At 66.7% G+C, this 17477-nt stretch carries 15 protein-coding genes; 6 read left to right on the top strand and 9 right to left on the bottom strand.

The features are described from left to right. The first annotated feature begins 31 nt into the window (after positions 1-31). The 5 genes from QX073_RS26380 to QX073_RS26360 are packed head-to-tail and all read left to right on the top strand — an operon-like array spanning position 32 to position 5759. Positions 32-859: an alpha/beta hydrolase gene (locus QX073_RS26380; protein ID WP_316226630.1), complete on the top strand. Its 828-nt coding sequence runs from the start codon at positions 32-34 to the stop codon at positions 857-859. Continuing rightward, positions 859-2145, top strand: coding sequence for an acyl-CoA dehydrogenase family protein (locus QX073_RS26375; RefSeq protein WP_316191805.1), 1287 nt, complete (start codon positions 859-861; stop codon positions 2143-2145). The genes QX073_RS26380 and QX073_RS26375 overlap by 1 nt, the downstream gene beginning before the upstream one ends. A 2-nt stretch (positions 2146-2147) precedes the next feature. Next, a complete protein-coding gene (locus QX073_RS26370) occupies positions 2148-3662 on the top strand; it encodes a class I adenylate-forming enzyme family protein (protein ID WP_316226629.1) in 1515 nt (504 codons plus the stop codon). 19 nt (positions 3663-3681) lie between these two features. Beyond that, the gene (locus QX073_RS26365) at positions 3682-4776 is read left to right on the top strand and encodes an NAD/NADP-dependent octopine/nopaline dehydrogenase family protein (protein ID WP_316226628.1); all 1095 of its coding nucleotides are present in this window, start codon (positions 3682-3684) and stop codon (positions 4774-4776) included. Then, positions 4773-5759: a 3-hydroxybutyryl-CoA dehydrogenase gene (locus tag QX073_RS26360; protein WP_316226627.1), complete on the top strand. Its 987-nt coding sequence runs from the start codon at positions 4773-4775 to the stop codon at positions 5757-5759. The genes QX073_RS26365 and QX073_RS26360 overlap by 4 nt, the downstream gene beginning before the upstream one ends. A 1052-nt stretch (positions 5760-6811) precedes the next feature. On the opposite strand, the gene QX073_RS26355 is transcribed toward QX073_RS26360, so the two are convergent. From QX073_RS26355 to QX073_RS26330, 6 genes are all read right to left on the bottom strand, one after another. Then, positions 6812-7858, bottom strand: coding sequence for a peptidase M29 (locus tag QX073_RS26355; protein ID WP_316226626.1), 1047 nt, complete (start codon positions 7856-7858; stop codon positions 6812-6814). Between the two features lie 31 nt (positions 7859-7889). Beyond that, positions 7890-8651, bottom strand: coding sequence for an ABC transporter permease (locus QX073_RS26350; protein WP_315741106.1), 762 nt, complete (start codon positions 8649-8651; stop codon positions 7890-7892). Continuing rightward, positions 8648-9424, bottom strand: coding sequence for an ABC transporter permease (locus tag QX073_RS26345; protein WP_315715605.1), 777 nt, complete (start codon positions 9422-9424; stop codon positions 8648-8650). Before QX073_RS26345 ends, QX073_RS26350 begins: the two co-directional genes overlap by 4 nt. After that, a complete protein-coding gene (locus QX073_RS26340; RefSeq protein ID WP_315715604.1) occupies positions 9421-10266 on the bottom strand; it encodes an ABC transporter ATP-binding protein in 846 nt (281 codons plus the stop codon). The genes QX073_RS26345 and QX073_RS26340 overlap by 4 nt, the downstream gene beginning before the upstream one ends. A gap of 105 nt (positions 10267-10371) precedes the next feature. Continuing rightward, entirely contained in the window at positions 10372-12078 is a 1707-nt protein-coding gene (gene ilvD, locus QX073_RS26335; RefSeq protein ID WP_316164296.1) for a dihydroxy-acid dehydratase, read from the bottom strand. Positions 12079-12101: 23 nt separating this feature from the next. Continuing rightward, positions 12102-13079 carry an ABC transporter substrate-binding protein gene (locus tag QX073_RS26330; protein ID WP_316170664.1) on the bottom strand — a complete coding sequence of 326 codons (978 nt, stop codon included), beginning with the start codon at positions 13077-13079 and terminating at the stop codon, positions 12102-12104. 287 nt (positions 13080-13366) lie between these two features. Here QX073_RS26330 and QX073_RS26325 point away from each other — a divergent pair, with 287 nt between their 5' ends. Continuing rightward, complete coding sequence (locus QX073_RS26325) at positions 13367-13717, top strand: RidA family protein (RefSeq protein ID WP_315715601.1); 351 nt, start codon at positions 13367-13369, stop codon at positions 13715-13717. Between the two features lie 18 nt (positions 13718-13735). On the opposite strand, the gene QX073_RS26320 is transcribed toward QX073_RS26325, so the two are convergent. The 3 genes from QX073_RS26320 to QX073_RS26310 form a co-directional block, all read right to left on the bottom strand. Continuing rightward, the gene (locus QX073_RS26320) at positions 13736-13972 is read right to left on the bottom strand and encodes a hypothetical protein (protein WP_316170665.1); all 237 of its coding nucleotides are present in this window, start codon (positions 13970-13972) and stop codon (positions 13736-13738) included. 187 nt (positions 13973-14159) lie between these two features. Next, positions 14160-15536 (bottom strand): sigma-54 dependent transcriptional regulator, encoded by a 1377-nt coding sequence (locus QX073_RS26315; RefSeq protein ID WP_316170666.1) that lies wholly within the window; start codon positions 15534-15536, stop codon positions 14160-14162. A gap of 12 nt (positions 15537-15548) precedes the next feature. Continuing rightward, positions 15549-17351 (bottom strand): ATP-binding protein, encoded by a 1803-nt coding sequence (locus QX073_RS26310; protein WP_316226625.1) that lies wholly within the window; start codon positions 17349-17351, stop codon positions 15549-15551. Positions 17352-17477 lie beyond the last annotated feature (126 nt).

Here is a 17477-nt window from a genome sequence, read left to right as displayed (position 1 = left end):
TAGCGGCCTCGGGCATATCTCGGAGGTCTGCGTGCCTGCGTCGCAAATCGTTACCACGAAGGACGGCCGCTTCGGCTACGAGGCATCGGGGACGCCCGAGCAACAGAGCGTTGTGTTCCTGCACGGCATCGGTGGTGCCGCGCGCGCATGGCGTGGTCAGCTCGATTATTTCGGCGAGCGCTGCCATGCGGTGGCCTGGGACATGCCGGGCTATGGCCGATCCGCACGGCTCGACATGGTCAGCATCACCACGCTCGCCGCTGCGCTTCAAGATTTCCTGATCCAGATCGGCGCCAAGCAGCCGATCCTCGTTGGTCATTCCATCGGCGGAATGATCGTACAGGAATGGCTGACGACGCATCCGCAGGCCGCGGCAGCCGTGGTGTTGGCTCAGACCAGCCCGGCCTTCGGCAAGGCCGACGGCGACTGGCAGAAATCGTTCATCGAGGCGCGCCTCGGCCCGCTCGATCGGGGCGCGACGATGGCGTCGCTGGCGCCGGACCTGGTCAAGGAGTTGGTCGGCGACGATCCCGATCCGCGCGGCCTTGAAATTGCAACCTCCTGCATGGCCGGCGTACCCGAGGCAAGCTATCGCGCCAGCATGCTGGCCCTGCTCGGTTTCGACCGGCGACAAGCCTTGAAGGACATCAAGGTGCCGGCGCTGGTGCTCTCGGGCTCGAAGGATCGCAACGCGCCGGCGCCGATGATGGAGAAGATGGCGAGCTTCATTCCTTCGTCCGACTACGTCGAACTTCAGGGCGCCGGTCATCTCGTCAATCTCGAACGGCCCGGCGATTTCAACGCCGCACTCGATACGTTCCTGACGGCACGTGCAACACCAGCGACAGCGGAGAGATGATGACGATCCCGGTCCAGAAGACGGCGACAGCCTCCGGCGAAGCCCTCGATGCTCCGATGTTCGATCCGGCGGCATATCGGCTCACGGCCGAGCAGGCCGACATCATCGCACGGGCCCGGGAACTCGGGCAGAGCGTGCTGGCGGGCCGCGCCGCGACCTGGGATCGCGAGGCGAGCTTTCCGACTGAGAACTACAAGGACCTGCATCGCGCGGGCCTGCTCGGCATCTCCGTTCCCAAGGCTCTCGGCGGCCTCGGTGCGGGCTACCAGACCTATGCACTCACCGCCGCCGAGATCGGCCGCTATTGCGGCGCCACCGCGCTGACCTGGAACATGCACGTCTGCTCGACCCTGTGGTCCGGACCGCTCGCCGACGATCTCGACATGGACGAGGACGTCCGCGCCGAGCACGAGCGGCGGCGCGCGATCCACTACAAGCGCATCGTCGACGACGGCGCGATCTATTCGCAGCCGTTCTCGGAGGGCGGCGCGGCGGCAGCGGGCGGCGTCGCGTTCGGCACCGAGGCCAAGCCGGTCAAGGGCGGCTGGCTGATCAACGGCAAGAAGATCTTCGCCTCGCTTGCCGGACACGCAGATTATTATGGAGTGCTATGCACCGAAGTCAGCGAGGGTGAGAAGGCATCCCGCCGCAACACGCTCTATCTCGCGGTGCCGGCGAAAACGGAGGGCGTCTCTGTCGTCGGTGACTGGGATCCGCTGGGCATGCGCGGCACGGTGTCACGCACCCTGCTGTTCAAGGATGTCTTCGTTGCGGAGGACGCCGCCTTGATGCCGCGCGGCGTCTACTTCCAGGCAGCGATGCGCTGGCCGCACATGTTCATGACGCTGTCGCCGACCTATATGGGGCTGGCGCAGGCCGCGTATGACTTCACCGTCAAATATCTGCGCGGCGAGGTGCCGGGCATGCCGCCGGTCAAGCGGCGGATGTACCCGACCAAGCAGATCGCGGTCGCGCAGATGCAGATCAAGCTGGAACAGATCAAAGGCATCTGGTTCCAGGCCGTCAGCGAGGCACGCGCCAATCCGACGAAGGAGCAGGTGCTGCGCGCCTATGCGGCGCAGTACTCGGTGATGGAGGGGGCCAATGACCTGGCGGCGCTCGCCATCCGCACCTGCGGCGGACAATCGATGCTGAAGACGCTGCCGCTGGAGCGCATCTATCGCGACAGCCGTTGCGGCTCCCTGATGTTGCCCTGGACCGCGGAATTGTGCCTCGACCGCATCGGCCGCGAGGCACTGTACGAGCCCGGCGAGACGGACGACTGAGCGTGGACCTCTGCAGCCTGATCGAGCGCAACGCGGCGTTCACGCCGGACAAGCCGGCGATCCATTTCGAAGGCGTAACGCAGAGTTATGCCGATTTCAGCGAGCGCATCGCGCTGTTGGCGCGCGCGCTCAAGTCCGAGTTCAGCGTCGGACGTGGCGACCGCGTCGCGATTCTGAGCCTCAACCGGCCGGACTATCTGGTCCTGCTCTATGCCTGTGCGCGGCTCGGCGCGATCCTTGTGCCGTTGAACTGGCGGCTTGCGGTGGCCGAGCAGGTCTTCATTCTCTCGGATGCTGCCGCCAAGGTGCTGGTGCTGGAGCAGGCGTTCGCGCCGGTGCTGCCGGCGCTGGCCGAGAGCCACCCGGAGACAGCGCCGGTCGGCATCGACTTTGCCCCGGCCGACGGACTGACGCTCGATGAACTGCTGGCGCGCGGTCATGGCGACGACCGCAACCCGCACATCGATCTCTCCTGCCCGCTGCTGATCGTCTACACCTCGGGCACCACGGGCCGGCCGAAGGGCGCGGTGCTGCGCCAGGAGGCGCTGCTGTGGAACGGGGTGATGAGCCAGCACATGCATGGCCTGACCTCCGATGATCACGTACTGACGGTGCTGCCGCTGTTCCATGTCGGCGGCCTCAACATCCAGACCACGCCGGCCCTGCATCACGGCGCCACCGTCACGCTGCACGCCCGCTTCACGCCGGATTCGACGCTGGCAGCGATCGTCAACGACCGGCCGACATTGACCGTGCTGGTGCCGGCAACCATCCAGGCCGTCACCGAGCATCCGGATTGGAACGCGACGGACCTGTCCTCGCTGAGAGCTGTTGCGACCGGATCGAGCATCGTGCCGCCAGCGCTGATCGAGCGTATCACGGCGCGCGGCGTGCCGGTGCTGCAGGTCTATGGCTCGACCGAGACCTGTCCGATCGCGGTCTACACACGGCTCGGCGGCGACCTCTCGCGCGCAGGCTCGACCGGCCTGCCCGGGCTGTGCTGCGAGGCCAAGATCATCGACAAAGACGGCGACGAGCTTCCGGCGGGCAAAGCGGGCGAGATCGCCGTGCGCGGGCCCAATTTGTTCTTCGAATATTGGGGCAACGCCAAAGCCACGCAACAGGCGATCCATGACGGCTGGTACCGCACCGGCGACATCGCCCAGCGCGATGCGGAGGGGCACTTCTTCGTGCTCGAGCGCAAGAACAACATGATCATCTCGGGCGGAGAGAACGTCTACCCAGCCGAGATCGAGCGCGTGCTCAGCGAGCATCCCGACGTCGTCGATTGCGGCGTGATCGGCCGGCCCGATCCGCGCTGGGACGAGGTGCCGGTGGCGTTCGTCGTCAGGCGCCAGGGCTGCGCGCTGGACGCCGAGACCCTGCGCGCGCATCTGCAGTCGCAGCTCGCGCGCTTCAAGGTGCCGCGCGACATCGTGTTCGTCGACGACCTGCCGCGCACTGCGCTCGGCAAGGTGCAGCACCATCTGCTGCGCCAGATCGATGGCCCCAAATAAGCAAGACGGAGACGCGCTCTTGAAAATCGCAGTGCTCGGCGGCGGCAACGGCTCCTTTGCGGCGGCAGGCGATTTCGCGCTGGGAGGTCACGAGGTCCGGCTGTGGCGCCGCGATGCGGACGCTGTCGCGCAGCATCGCGCGGCGGGCTCGACGATCGTCGTCAAGGACGTCAATGGCCGGCATGAGGCCAGGCTCGCGCTGGTCACGACCGACATCGGCGAGGCTATCAGCGGTGCCGAGCTGATCCTCTGCCCGGCGCCGGCCTTCGCGCAAGCCGACATCGCCCGCCTGCTGGCGCCGCATCTCGCCGATGGGCAGGTCGTGTTCCTGCCCCCGGCGACCTTCGGCACCATGATCTTCGCGGCGGCGGCGCGCGAGGCCCGCAATGAAGCCAGCGTCAGCTACGCCGAGACCGGCACCCTGCCCTGGCTGACGCGCAAGCACGCCCCGTTCGAGGTCGCGATCACCATCCGCGCCAAGCGGCTCCCGGTCGGCGTGTTTCCTCTCAAGACGGCGGAGCACGCGCTCGCGGTGATCGGCCGCGCCTTCCCCGGCGTGATCGAGCCATGCGGCGATGCGCTGTCGGGTGCGCTGATGAATGCCGGCTGCATCATCCATCCGCCGCTGATCGTGATGAATGCAGGTCCCATCGAGCATTTCGAGCGCTGGGACATTCACAAGGAAGGCACGCAGCCCTCTATCCGCCGCGTCACCGACGCGCTCGATGCGGAGCGGATCGCGGTGCGCGAGGCGCTCGGCTACGGCGCGCCGCATTTTCCGCTGGCGCATCACTACGCCAAGGAGGGCGAGATCTGGATGTATGGCCGCGGCTCGCACGATCGGCTCACCGATTCCGGCGATTGGCGCGAGCAGCTCGTGCTGACGCAGCACCGCTACATGCGCGAGGATCTCAGGCTCGGCCTGTCGTTCCTGATCTCGGCCGCCGAGCTGACCGGCACGCCGACGCCGCTCGCCCGCGCCTTCCTGGCCATCGGCGGTGCGATCTGCGGTGAGGATTTCATGGCAACGGGACGCACGCTGGCGAGCCTCGGCCTGGCTGGTCTCGACCGGACCGCACTGCAGGCGTTGCTGCGCGATGGATTTGCTCAATGAGCGCGCGCGGTCATATCGCCTGCCTCGGCGCCGGCCGCATGGGCCGCGGCATCGCCGTCGCCTTCGCCTATGCCGGCCATCCCGTGACCATGATCGACATCAAGCCGCGCACGGCGGAAGAGTTCGCCAGCCTGCAGCGCGACGCGCTCGGCGAGGTCGGCGCGACATTCGCGACCTTGGCGCGGCTCGGGATGCTGCAGGCCGCTGACGCCGACAAGCTGATGGACAAGATCGCCGTCGCGCCGGCCGGCTCGAGCGGCGATGTCCTCGCACAGACCACGCTGGTGTTCGAAGGCGTGCCGGAAATCGTCGACCTCAAGCGCGAAGTGCTGGCTGCGGCGTCGCGCGCGGTCGCGCCCGACGTCATCATCGCCTCGACGACATCGACGATTCTGGTCGACGATCTCTCCGGTGCGGTGGAGCGGCCTGAGCGCTTCCTGAATGCGCACTGGCTCAATCCAGCCTATCTGATTCCGCTGGTCGAGATCTCGCCGGGCAAGGCGACCGATCCCGAGGTCGCGGCGCGGTTGAAGGCGCTACTGGAAGACATCGGCAAGGTGCCGGTGGTCTGCGCGGCGACGCCGGGCTTCATCGTGCCGCGCATCCAGGCACTCGCGATGAACGAGGCGGCGCGGATGGTCGGCGAAGGCGTCGCCAGCGCCGAGGAGATCGACAAGGCGATCCGCTACGGCTTCGGCTTCCGCTACGCGGTACTCGGCCTGCTCGAATTCATCGACTGGGGCGGCGGTGACATTCTCTACTACGCCAGCCGCTACCTCGAAGGCGCACTGGGCAGCGACCGCTACCGCGCACCCGAGGTGATCGAGCGCAACATGGCCGAGGGCCGCATCGGCCTGCGCACCGGCGCCGGCTTCCTCGATTATTCCGGCATGGACGTTGCGGCCTATCGCGAGCAGCGGCTCGGCGCGCTGGTCGAGATGCTGCGGCATTTCAAGCTCGCCCGGCCGCCGGTGGTGGATTGAGCACGCAGCGAGGCTGATCGTCGCGTGGCGCATAGTCTTCCTTCTCGACTGCATCAACGTCACCGCCGTCGTCCCGGCCTCGCGACCGTAGGGTGGGCAAAGGCGCGCAGGCAGCACTGCGCACCGCATGCTGCGCTCCATCGCGCGCCGTGCCCACCATTTCGCTCCGCATGCACGGATGGACGGTGGGCACGCGACCGCCCTGCGGGCGGTTGCTTTGCCCACCTTACGGCGGCGCGGCTGTGGGTTTCTCGCGGAAATAACTCATCATCGTAGCGAAGACGGATGATAAGCGGAGTGCCCGTGAATTCGCCCGCTCCCCTTGTGGGCCGCGGAGTGAACGCACTCAGTCAGGCAAGGCAGCGTGGTGAATCGCCGCGGCGAACGCGGTGGGATAAATCGGATACACGGGTCAAACAGCGGCGGGCATGACGCCTCGTTCTCGCGGCGCGTTGCGCCCGAGGCCTGCTATCACTTTGTCCCTCGCAAACATGCAGAGGGCGCAGGGAAGGCCAGGCGTCGGCTGACGCCTGCGGCCCGCCTGCGAAAAAGAATGCAGGCGGCAGGTACCACAGGTGCAGCCGGAAACACCCGGCCTTCCCTGCGCGACGGTCTTCACGCTTATACGCAGTCTCCCTGGTGCGCCGGGCTTGTTGGCCACCATGGCGACAATGCGCTTTAAGCGCATTGCGCTGGACACCAGCTTCGGGGTGTCAGGACGCTGCGACTTCACGTCCGCAATCGATCGTTCGTCCGCGCCCTCATGAGAGGACGCTGCGATCTCTCGCGGCCATCGCTCCCCGCCTCGCGTGTCGTGACGATCGCGCGCAACGCCCCTCCGCAGTGAGGCGGGATGGCGAGAGAGAACCATGAATTCCGAAAAATAGCAAGTGATTTATTTTTTTCGGAAGATGCCGGGAATCTCCCGTTGCTCATCGCGCACGCTTCGTCATTTAGGCGATCTACCCACCACGGTGACGGTGCGCTCCCCTCCCCGAAAGGGAGGGGAGTACACTGCCCGCGGGGCGCGTGCTCGCGAGCCACAACGAGAACTATCCGAACACGTCCTGCAGCACGCCCTCCTTGATCACGGCCACACCGTCCAGCTCGATCGTGGTGCCCATCATCGGCAGGTCGAAATGACCCGCCGTGTAGCGGCCGGCAAATTCGTTGGCGCCGGTGGAGAACAGGAAGTTGCCGGGGACGGCGCGCAGCTCGGTGCCGTTGGTGTCGCGCTGGTCGTACATGGCCAGCGCCTCGTAGCGCGCGCCGGGGTTCATGCCCCAGCCGACATGCGACACGGCGTATGCCTCGCGGTCGCCCCAGGACGCGAGATAAGATCGCATCATCGCTGCGTCGGCGCCCTCGCCTGCCAGATCGGTCACGTAGTCGTCGCGCAGGGTCATCGTGACAGGCGAACTCAGATAACGCTTGAAGGTGAGGTTGATATCTCCGGGCGCCATCACGATGGTGCCGTTGACCGATTTGCTCTTGGGGAAGCTGACGACGATGCCACCCGGCCAGTGCGCCAGGGTGCCCGGACGATCGGTCCAGCCCCAGACGCCGACGGTGGAGGCGCCCTCCATGATCACGTCGAGGTCGGTGCCGGCCTTCGACGTCACGCGCATCCGCTTGGTTCCGCGCAGCATCTTGGCGGCGGCGCGCACCCGCTTTTCGAGCGCCGAGTCCGGCACCATGCGCTCGAGCGCCTCGGGATGTTCGTTGGAGATCACCAGGATGCGCGCGCCGGCCTTCAGGATCTCCGGCGTCTCCACCGCATGCATCAGGCCTTCGATGGTACAGTCGACGACGAAGCCGGCCTGCTGAAGCGCTGAGACCACCGGCCCGAGCTTGCCGATTGCCTCCGACGCGCCGGTCGAACGGACGGGAACGGGATGCTTGTTGCGCGGGGTCGGCACCACGACATGGAACGGCCGCGCGCCCATCCGCAGCAACGCCAGCTCGGCGATGTGGACGTTCAGCGCCCGGGACTGCGTCTCCGACAGGATCGCGGCGGTGTCACCCGCCTTGACGGCACAGCGCTCGAAGATCTCGCAGAATGCGTCGATCCATTTCGCCTCGATGCGATCCGCCAGCATGGTCGTTCTCCCGATTGTCGTTGTGTTGTTATCAGACTGAGGGAAAGCCGCGCAGCAGATAAGCGCGCAGGCCTTGCAGCAGGGCGTTGAGAATGAGACCCAGCAGCGAGATCGTGATCAGCGGCACGAACATGTCGACGGCCTGGAAGGTGCGCGCGGCGGTCACCAGCACGTGACCGAGCCCGTCGGTCGAGGTGATCATCTCGGCCAGGAACACGACGATGCAAGAGATCACGAGGCCGATGCGGCAGCCGGTCAGGATCGACGGCATCGCGGCCGGCAGCACCACCTTCCACAGCACGTCGCGCGGCGGCGTGCCGGCCGCGAGCGCCGACCAGATCAGCTTCTGCTCGACGGTCGTCGCGCCGTAGTAGGTCGACAGCAGGATCGGAAACAGCGCGTCCGCCGCCACCAGCATGATCTTGGATTCGTGGCCGAAGCCGAGCAGCAGCAGGAACGCCGGATAGAGCGCGACCTTCGGCAGCGGCGCCAGCACGCGCACGATCGGCTTGACGGCGGCGTTGACAGGCGGGCTCACCGCGGCGGCAATTCCAAGGGAAACACCGAGCACCACGGCGATCGCAAAGCCGGCGAACAGCCGGAACAGCGTTGCCGCGATGTCCTGCTGAAACGTGACACTGGTGAGCTGCTGGCCCATCCGCAAAAACACCTGCCCCGGCGGCGGCAGCAGGGTCGGCGGCGCGTAGCCGAACGACACCAGCCCCTGCCACAGCAGCAGGACCAGCACGATCGGCGCGGCGCCCAGCAGGATGTCGTTGGAGGTGCGCGTCATGAGAAGCTCAGCGGCATGTCGAACTGCGGCTCGGACCAGCGCACCAGCCAGCGCCTGACGACCTCGAACGCCGCATCGAGGCAGATGCCCATGGCGCCGATGATGATGATCATCGCGAACACCGTGTCGTACTGGCCCATGTCGAGCGCGTTGAACAGGATGTTGCCGGCGCCGGACTGCCGCGCGATCATCTCGCTGGTGACCATCGTGATCAGCGCCAGCACCAGGCCGGTACGGCAGCCGGTCAGGATCTCCGGCAAGGCTGCGGGCAGGACGATGCGCAGCAGGCGCTCGCCGGCCGAGAGTCCCATCGCCGCGCCCGACCACAGCATCTTCTCCTCGACCGCCTTGGCGCCTTCGAAGCTGTGGTAGATCACCGGAAGGCTGACGCCGAGGAAGATCACCAGCGTCTTGGAGATGTCGCCGACGCCGAGCCACAGCATGATGATCGGCATCAGCGCCGCCTTCGGCACCGGGTAGATCAGCATCAGCAGCGGATTGAAGAAGGCGGCGGTCGACCGGCTGCGCCCCATCAGCAACCCGAGCGGAATCGAGAACGCAAGCGCGAGCGCGAAGCCGATCGCCATCCGCCGCAGCGAGGCCATGATGTTGATCAGGGATTCCTTGTCGGTGAGGATCGGCGGGATCGCGCGCAGCGATTCCAGCGCGGTCGGGAAGCTGTCGTTCTTGAGCCCGAGCGAGGCGAGCTGCCAAGCCAGCAGCAGGCCGCAGCAGGCCAGAATCGGCGCGAGCGGCTTCGACAGACCATTCATGACGGCAGCTCGTTGTCACCGGAATCGTCGAACATGCGCTCGATGTCGACGATGTATTTCTGATAGCGCGGGTCCAGCAGCAGTTCCTCGCGGCGGCGCGGCCGGGGCAGATCGATGTCGATCACCTCGCGGATTCGGCCGGGCGAGCGCGACATCATGACGACCTTGTCGGACAGGAACACGGCTTCCTCGACCGAGTGGGTCACGAACAGGACCGTCTTACGGTCGCGCTCCCAGATGTCGAGCAGGTCGTTCTGCAGCCGCGTGCGCGTATGCGCGTCGAGCGCGCCGAACGGCTCGTCCATCAGCAGCACCTCCGGCCCGTAGGCCAGCGTGCGGGCCAGCGCGACGCGCTGCTTCATGCCGCCGGAGAGCTCCTTGGGATAGAATTTCTCGAAGCCGGTAAGTCCGACCATGGCGAGCAAAGTCCGCGCGAGCGCCTCGGCCTTCGCCGGCTTCTTGCCCTGCTGCAGCGGACCATACATGACGTTGCCGAGCACGCTCTTCCAGGGAAACAGCGCGAACTCCTGGAACACCGGGCCGCGATCGGTGCCGGGACCGGTGATCGGCTTGCCCTTCATTTTCGCGGTGCCGCTGGTCGGGCTGACGAAGCCACCGACGATGTAGAGCAAGGTCGACTTGCCGCAGCCGGAGGGACCGAGGATCGAGACGAAGGCGCCCTCGCCGACCGTCAGCGAAATGTCCGACAGCGCGGTGTGGTCGCGGCGCGACGAGGTCTTGAACACCTGCGACACGTGATCGATCTCGATGATCGGCGTGGCCGCGCGACGGCCGAGCGGAGTGCCCGCGAGCTGGCCGGGTCGGATCGGGGTCACGTCCATGTCGGCTTCTCTTTCCGATGCAGCACGCTCAAACGCTCCGTGAAATCAGGCAAGACAGACTGCCGCAGATTAGCAAGAAACCTGCCAATCGTCGCCACGCGCGGATCATTCCCGGTCCTGATCGAACCAGGGCCATTCGGCCGGCCCTTCGTGAGTCACGGCGCCGAGCGGTGCCTGCCCAACGAGTTTCGCGTATTTCGCCAGTGCCCCTGCCCTGTGCCGCGGCGGCCGCTGCGACCACGCGCTGCGACGCACCGCGAGCTCGGACTCATCGAGCAGCACGTCGAGCGTGCGCGCCTTCGCATCGATGCGGATCGGATCGCCGTCTTGCACCAGCGCCAGCGGACCGCCGACGAAGGCTTCCGGCGAGACATAGCCGATGCACATGCCGCGGGTGGCGCCGGAGAAGCGGCCGTCGGTGATCAGCGCGACCTTCTCGCCCATGCCCTGGCCATAGATCAGCGCCGTGACGCCGAGCATCTCGCGCATCCCAGGACCGCCGACCGGACCCTCGTTGCGGATGATCAGCACCTCGCCGGCCTGATAGTTGCGTGCGCGCACCGCGGCGACGCAGGCCTCCTCGTCCTCGAACACCCGCGCGCGGCCCTCGAACACCAGGTTCTTGAGGCCGGCAACCTTGATGACGGCGCCGTCGGGCGCGAGGTTGCCCTTGAGGACAGCGACGCCGCCATCCGCCATGATCGGCCTGGCCGGGCTGAACACGATCTCGCCGTCCGGCGCATTGGCCGCGCCATATTCCTCGGCCAGCGTGCGGCCGGTGACCGTGATGCAGGAGCCGTCGATGTGGCCGCTCTCGATCAGCGCGCGGATCACAACGGCGGCGCCGCCGATGTCGTAGACGTCCTTCGCCGTGTACTTGCCGCCCGGCCTGAGATTGCCGATCAGCGGCGTGCTCGCGAAGACCTCGCCGACATCGTCGAGCGTGAAACGGATGCCGGCCTCATTGGCGATCGCCGGCAGATGCAGCGCGGCGTTGGTGGAGCCGCCGGTGGCCGCGACAATGGCCGCCCCGTTCTCCAGCGCCTTGCGGGTGACGATGTCGCGCGGCAGCGGCCCGCCGCGCGCGAGCATCTGCATGATCAGGCGTCCGGCCTGACGCGCGACGTGCGCTCGCTCGGCATAGACGCCGGGAATCATCGAGACGTTGGGCATCGACAGGCCCATCGCCTCCGACAGCATGCCCATGGTGTTGGCGGTGAACTGCCCGGCGCAGGCGCCGATCGTCGGGAGGCAGGTCCGCTCGATGCCTTCGAGCGTCCGTGCATCGATCTCGCCGGTCATGTAGCTGCCGACGGCCTCGTAAGAATCGAGCACCGTGAGCGTCCGGCCCTGGTAGTTGCCGGGCAGCGCGCTGCCGCCATAGATGAAGATCGACGGCACGTTGCAGCGGACCATGCCCATCATGACGCCGGGCAAGGTCTTGTCGCAGCCGCCGAAGCCGATCAGCGCGTCATAGGCGAGGCCATGGACGACGGCCTCGATGGAGTCGGCAATCAGCTCGCGCGAGAACAGAGAGAACTTCATTCCCTCGTGGTTCATGCTGATGCCGTCGGAGACCGAGACGGTGGCGAACTCGCGCGGCGTGCCGCCGGCCTCCGAGATGCCCGTCTTGGCCGCATCGACCTGGAAGTCGTGCGTCATGTTGCAGGGCGTCTGCTCGCCCTTCTGGCTGACGACGCCGATCATCGGCTTGGCGATGTCGGCATCATCCAGCCCCATCGCGCGCATGAAGGCGCGGTGCGGGGCGCGATCGAGCCCCTCCACCGTCACGCGCGATCGCAGCTTCCTCATCGACAAGGCTCCGCGCCGGCCGCCTACTGGATCGGCGCGACGATCGTCGGATGCTTGAACTGGGCGACGTCGAGCTTCGGCAGCATGCCGGTCTCGGCGTAGATGTCGAGCATCTTCTGGATCGCCGGGAAGTTCGGCGCGGCGACCGGATCGCGGCCGAAATCATTGTCCTTCAGCAGATAGGTGTCGATGACGGCAACCGGCGCCTTCATGACCTCCGACACCACCTTCAAGGTCTCGTCGCGATTGGCGAGCGCCTTCTTCATGCCCGTCGTGATGTCGCGGACATAGGCCTTCACCAGCTCCGGGTTCTTGTCGACGAAGTCGGCGCGGCAGGCCTCGAGGATGTGCACGATGTTCGGCATCGCCTCGGACAGCGAGAACAGCTTGCGGGTGCCGCCCTTGGCCTCGGCGCGCGCTGCAAAGGGTTGATTCATGTTGACGGCGTCGACGCGGCCCTGGCGCAGCGCATCCTCCGACACCGCGAAGCCGACCTCGACCAGCTTGATGTCCTTGGCGGGATCGAGCCCGGCCTGCTTCAGCAGCATGTTGAACGGCCCTTGCGTGCCGCCACCGATCACGGAAATGCCGACCGTCTTGCCCTTCAGGTCGGCGATGGTCTTGATCGGGGAATCGTCCTTGACCGCCCAGTAGACCGAGAAACCGCCCGGCTTCTCATAGACGTGCTGGGCGACGATGTAGGCCTTGAGGCCGCCGCCGACCACGCCGTTCGCCAGCGACAGCGGCGCCTGCGTGGCGCAGTCGAGCGCGCCGGCGGCGAGCGCCTGCGTCATCGGTGCCGTTCCCTGGAACTGGGTCCACTCGATGTTGTAGGTCTTGCCGAGATCCGGAAATTCGGTGGGCCGCTTCATCATCCAGTACTTGGATTCTTCCGCCGGGATGGTCCAGCCGACGCGGATCGTCTGCTGTGCGAATGTCGGCCCCGCGCTCGTCACCAAAGCCATCGCCGCGAGTGCCGCCAGCATCGATCGTTTCCGCATCACGCCCCTCCGCCATTCAAAAAGCAACCTCGCGGAGAATGTTTCATGTCTCAAATATCTGTGCAAGCGCGGAAAACGCCCGCCTTTGCCTGCCCCATGGGCAAGCCCGCCTTGCAGCGCGACAAGGGCGGATCATCGTGAAGTGCCGCGTTCCGTGTGCCGCGGCGCTGTCGACAACGCAAGGTCGCACGCCCCAAGGTGGCGAGAGTGGCCGTTCGACCGACTGGCGTTGCCGCGTCGCACGCGCTAGGGAGAGGCCCCGAATTCACCTTTTGAGGAGTTCTTCGATGTCGATCCAGCGTTTCGAAATTGGCCCGCGCATGAGCCAGGTCGTCGTTCACGGCAATACCGTCTATCTCGCCGGCGTCGTCGCGCAGAAGACGGCCGGTGAAAGCGTTACCAAGCAGACCGAGGAGATTCTCTCGATCATCGACGGCCACCTCGCCAAGGCCGGCACCGACAAGTCGAAGCTGTTGTCGGCGACGATCTACCTCACCGACATCAAGACATTCGGCGAAATGAACGCCGTGTGGGACGGCTGGGTCTCGGCCGGCAACACCCCGGCTCGCGCCACCGTAGAGGCCGGGCTTGCCGCGCCGCAATACACCGTCGAGATCATGGTGATCGCGGCGAAGTAGGCGCTGGGTCGCCGCGCACTAGTCGGTGTCGCGGCGACCAGTGTTGCGATTGAGCGGATCACGCCGCTCGCGCCTGAGCCCTTCCGGAAGCACCGGCTCGGTGCCGGGCAACGGCTCGGCCCGCACGTCGGCGCCCCACTGCTCCTGCTGGTGGGGCGTCGTTTTGTCCTTGACCTGTTGCGGCTGCGGCAGACCGTCCTTGCTGACGGGGTCGTAGGCGCCGGAGCGCAGGTCGCGGGTGTCTCGGCCTGTCATGATCCTTCAACAAGCCTTCTCCAGCATTCGTTCCTGATCGCCGGCATGGAACAGATGCCTTCCTGCCGCCGCAGGACGCCCCTGTCCGCGAGGAGCATAAGTCGCGCGTCGCAACATCAGATGAGCGCAGTGGTGGTCGGCGTCGACGCGATGATGATGCGGACGAGCGCTGGCGATGCAGCCACGGTCAGGACTGCGGCCGCAGCGGCGCGCCCTCGCGGATGCCATCGACCTTCACGGCGAGCCGCTTGATCTTGTCGTAAAGCGTCTGCTTCGGAATGCTCAGCAGCGCCGCGGTCGCCGGCACGTCGCCGAGCTTGCGGCGCAACGCATCCTCGATGATCGAGCGCTCGATGTTCTCCAACTGCCGTGGCAGCGACAGCTCCGAGGCTGCGGCGCCCGAGCGGTCGAGGACCTTGCGGTCGAGCACACCGAGCACGAAGCGGTCGGCGACGTTGCGCAACTCGCGCACGTTGCCCGGCCATGAGTAGCCGAGCAGCAGCGACATGGTCTGCTCGTTCACGATCGGCGCGTCGCGCTCGAACCGCTTGGCGGCCTCGAGGGTGAAGTGCTCGAACAGGATCGGGATATCCTCGCGGCGTTCGCGCAACGGAGGCAGCTCGATGAAGGCGACGCCGAGACGATAATACAGATCGGCACGGAACAGCTTCTGCTCGCTGAGCTCGAGCAGATTGGCCTTGCTGGCCGCCACCACGCGGCAGTCCACCGCCACGGGCTTGTTGGAGCCGACGCGCTCGACCGAGCGGTCCTGCAACGCCCGCAGCAGCTTCACCTGCACGCTGAGCGGCATGCTCTCGATTTCGTCGAGGAACAGCGTGCCGCCATGGGCATATTCGATCTTGCCGATCCGCTGCTTGGTCGCGCCGGTGAAGGCGCCGGCCTCGTGGCCGAACAATTCGCTCTCAACCAGTGATTCCGGCAGGCCGCCGCAATTCACCGCGACATAGTTGCCGCCGCGCCGGGCGCTGTGAGCGTGCAGGCAACGGGCGACGACGTCCTTGCCGGTGCCGGTCTCGCCATAGATCGTCACGTCGACATTGGTCGAGGCCAGATTGGCGACGAGGCGGCGCACCTCCTGGATCTGCGGCGAGCGCCCGAGCAGGCTCGCCTCGATGCCCTGGCGGTCGGCGAGCGCCGAGCGCAAGGTGCGGACTTCGAGCGTCAGGCGACGCTTGTCGAGGGCGCGGCGCACGACGGAGACGAGCTGCTCCGACGAGCACGGCTTCTCGATGAAGTCATAGGCGCCGTTGCGCATCGCTTCCACGGCCATCGAGATGTCGCCATGACCGGTGACCAGGATGACCGGCAGGTCCGGATCGAGCCGGTGCAGCTCGGACAGCCACTCGGTGCCGCTCTTGCCGCGCAGCCGCACGTCGGAGACCACCACGAACGGCATGTCGGCGCGAACGATTCCGCCTGCGGCTTCGGCGGAGGCGAACGGCGTCACCGACAGGCCGGCGAGCTGCAGCGCCTGGACGGCGCCGATGCGGACATCCTCGTCGTCCTCGACATAGATCACGCCGACCGGTTGCTCAGGAGTCATGTGGGAACCTCTTCAATCGGCGAGCGGCAGCAGCACGATGAACTCGGCGCCGGACGGCTCAAGATTGCGCGCCCGCAGCTCGCCGCCGAACGACCGCGCGATGTGATTGGCGATGACGAGCCCAAGTCCGAGACCCTTGCCGGCCGGCTTGGTCGTGACGAAGGGCTCGAACAGGCGCGGCAGGACATCGGCGGCGATCGCCGGGCCGCTGTTGGCGATGGCGATGCGGCACTGCTCCTCCTCACGCACGGCGCAGATGTGGATGGACTTCCGCGCGGCGCCCTCGACGGCATCGAGCGCGTTGGCGATGATGTTGCAGAGCAGTTGCTCGAGCCGGATCTGATCGGCCCTGACACGAAGCTCGGGCGCGAGATCGATGGTCACGTCGACATGGCCGTCCTTCACCCGCGCGCCGAGGATCTTGAACGTCTCGGACAGGGCCTGCTCGACCGCGACGGCATCGAGCGGCGCGTTCGATTTGTAGGCGAAAACGCGCAACTGGCCGGTCAGGCGCGCGAGACGGCGGACCATCTCGCCGATGCGGATGAGATTGCCGCGGGCCTCGCCGATCATGCCGCGATCGACGAATTGCACGGCATTGTCGGAAGCGGTCTGCAGCGCCGCCAAGGGCTGGTTGATCTCGTGCACCATGCCGGCCGACATCTGGCCGAGCACGGCAAGCTTGCCGGCATGGACGAGCTCGTCCTGCGCGGCGCGCAATTCGGCGGTGCGCTCCTGCACCCGCATTTCCAGCCGATCATTGGCGGCCTGCAGCGCGGCCTGGCTCGCCAGCCGCTGCCGGATCTCGCGGCGTCGCTGCGCCAGCAGGCCGAGCGCCAGCAGCGCCACGATGCTGGCGAGACCCGAGAGCGTGCCGATGATCAAGGCCGTCCGCCGGATCGGCGTCTCGTCGTCGAGCAGCAGCAGCTGCCATTGCCGCCCGTTGAGCGGACGCTCGTCGACGCTGTAGACTGCGCCGCGCTCGGTCGCGACCTGGCCGCCGCGATCGGTCCTCTCCATGAAGGTCCAGTCGAGCGGCGCGAGGCTGGAGCTGCCATAGGGCTTCGACGTCGCGATTTCCTCGAGCGCATCCACCGAGAGCGGCGTCAACGGGCGGAAGCGCCATTCCTCGCGCGAGGCGAGAATGGTGACGCCGCGGGCGTCGACCAGAAGCATGTCGGCACCGCGGTTGCGCCATTCGCGCTCGAAGGCATCGAGATTGACCTTGACGACGGCGACGCCGATCGTCCGTCCCTGTTGCTTGACCGCATAGGACAGGTAATAGCCGGCGCGCGCGCTGGTGATGCCGATGCCGAAGAACGCGCCGCGGCCGGTCGCCAGCGCCTGGCGCATATAGGGCCGGTAGGACAGGTTGCTGCCGACCGGCGTTCCCGGCTGATCGAAGTCGGCGGCGGCGATCGCATCACCGGCGACGGTGAGGACATAGAGGTTGTCGGCGCCGGCCAGCAGATTGATCGACTTCAGATGCAGGCTGACGCTCTGCTGCAGCGCGCGATCGTCCGGCGTGCCGAGCAGCCGGAAGACATCGGGCGAGGTCTCCAGCAGCGAGGGCAGATATTCGAAGCGCGAGAGGTAGCCGTCGAGCTGCGCGGCCTCGACCGCCAGCCGCTGCTGGGCCGCGGCGTGCCGCTGATCGAGCCCGCGGGAAAAGGCAATGGCATAGCCGAGCCATGCCGCGACGCCGACCAGCGCAGCCGCCATCACTCCGCGAACGACCAAGCCCGCGCGCCTGCGGACCACCGCGGTGACGTCGGGATGTCCCTCGAGGCCGATCCGGAATGGAAGGTCCGTCATTCCCTTTTCCAGGCCCATCATGTCCAGGCCCATCACGCCCCGGACCCATGTACCGGGCCGGGCCTGCCGTATCCGTAATTGTGCTGCAAGTCTAAGGTCTTGCCGGGCAATAGGCGACAACAAAAT

This window comes from Bradyrhizobium sp. SZCCHNS3052, assembly GCF_032484495.1.
Taxonomy (GTDB): domain Bacteria; phylum Pseudomonadota; class Alphaproteobacteria; order Rhizobiales; family Xanthobacteraceae; genus Bradyrhizobium.
Note: the sequence above shows the minus strand (reverse complement) of the source record. Positions and strands in the feature narration are given on the sequence as shown.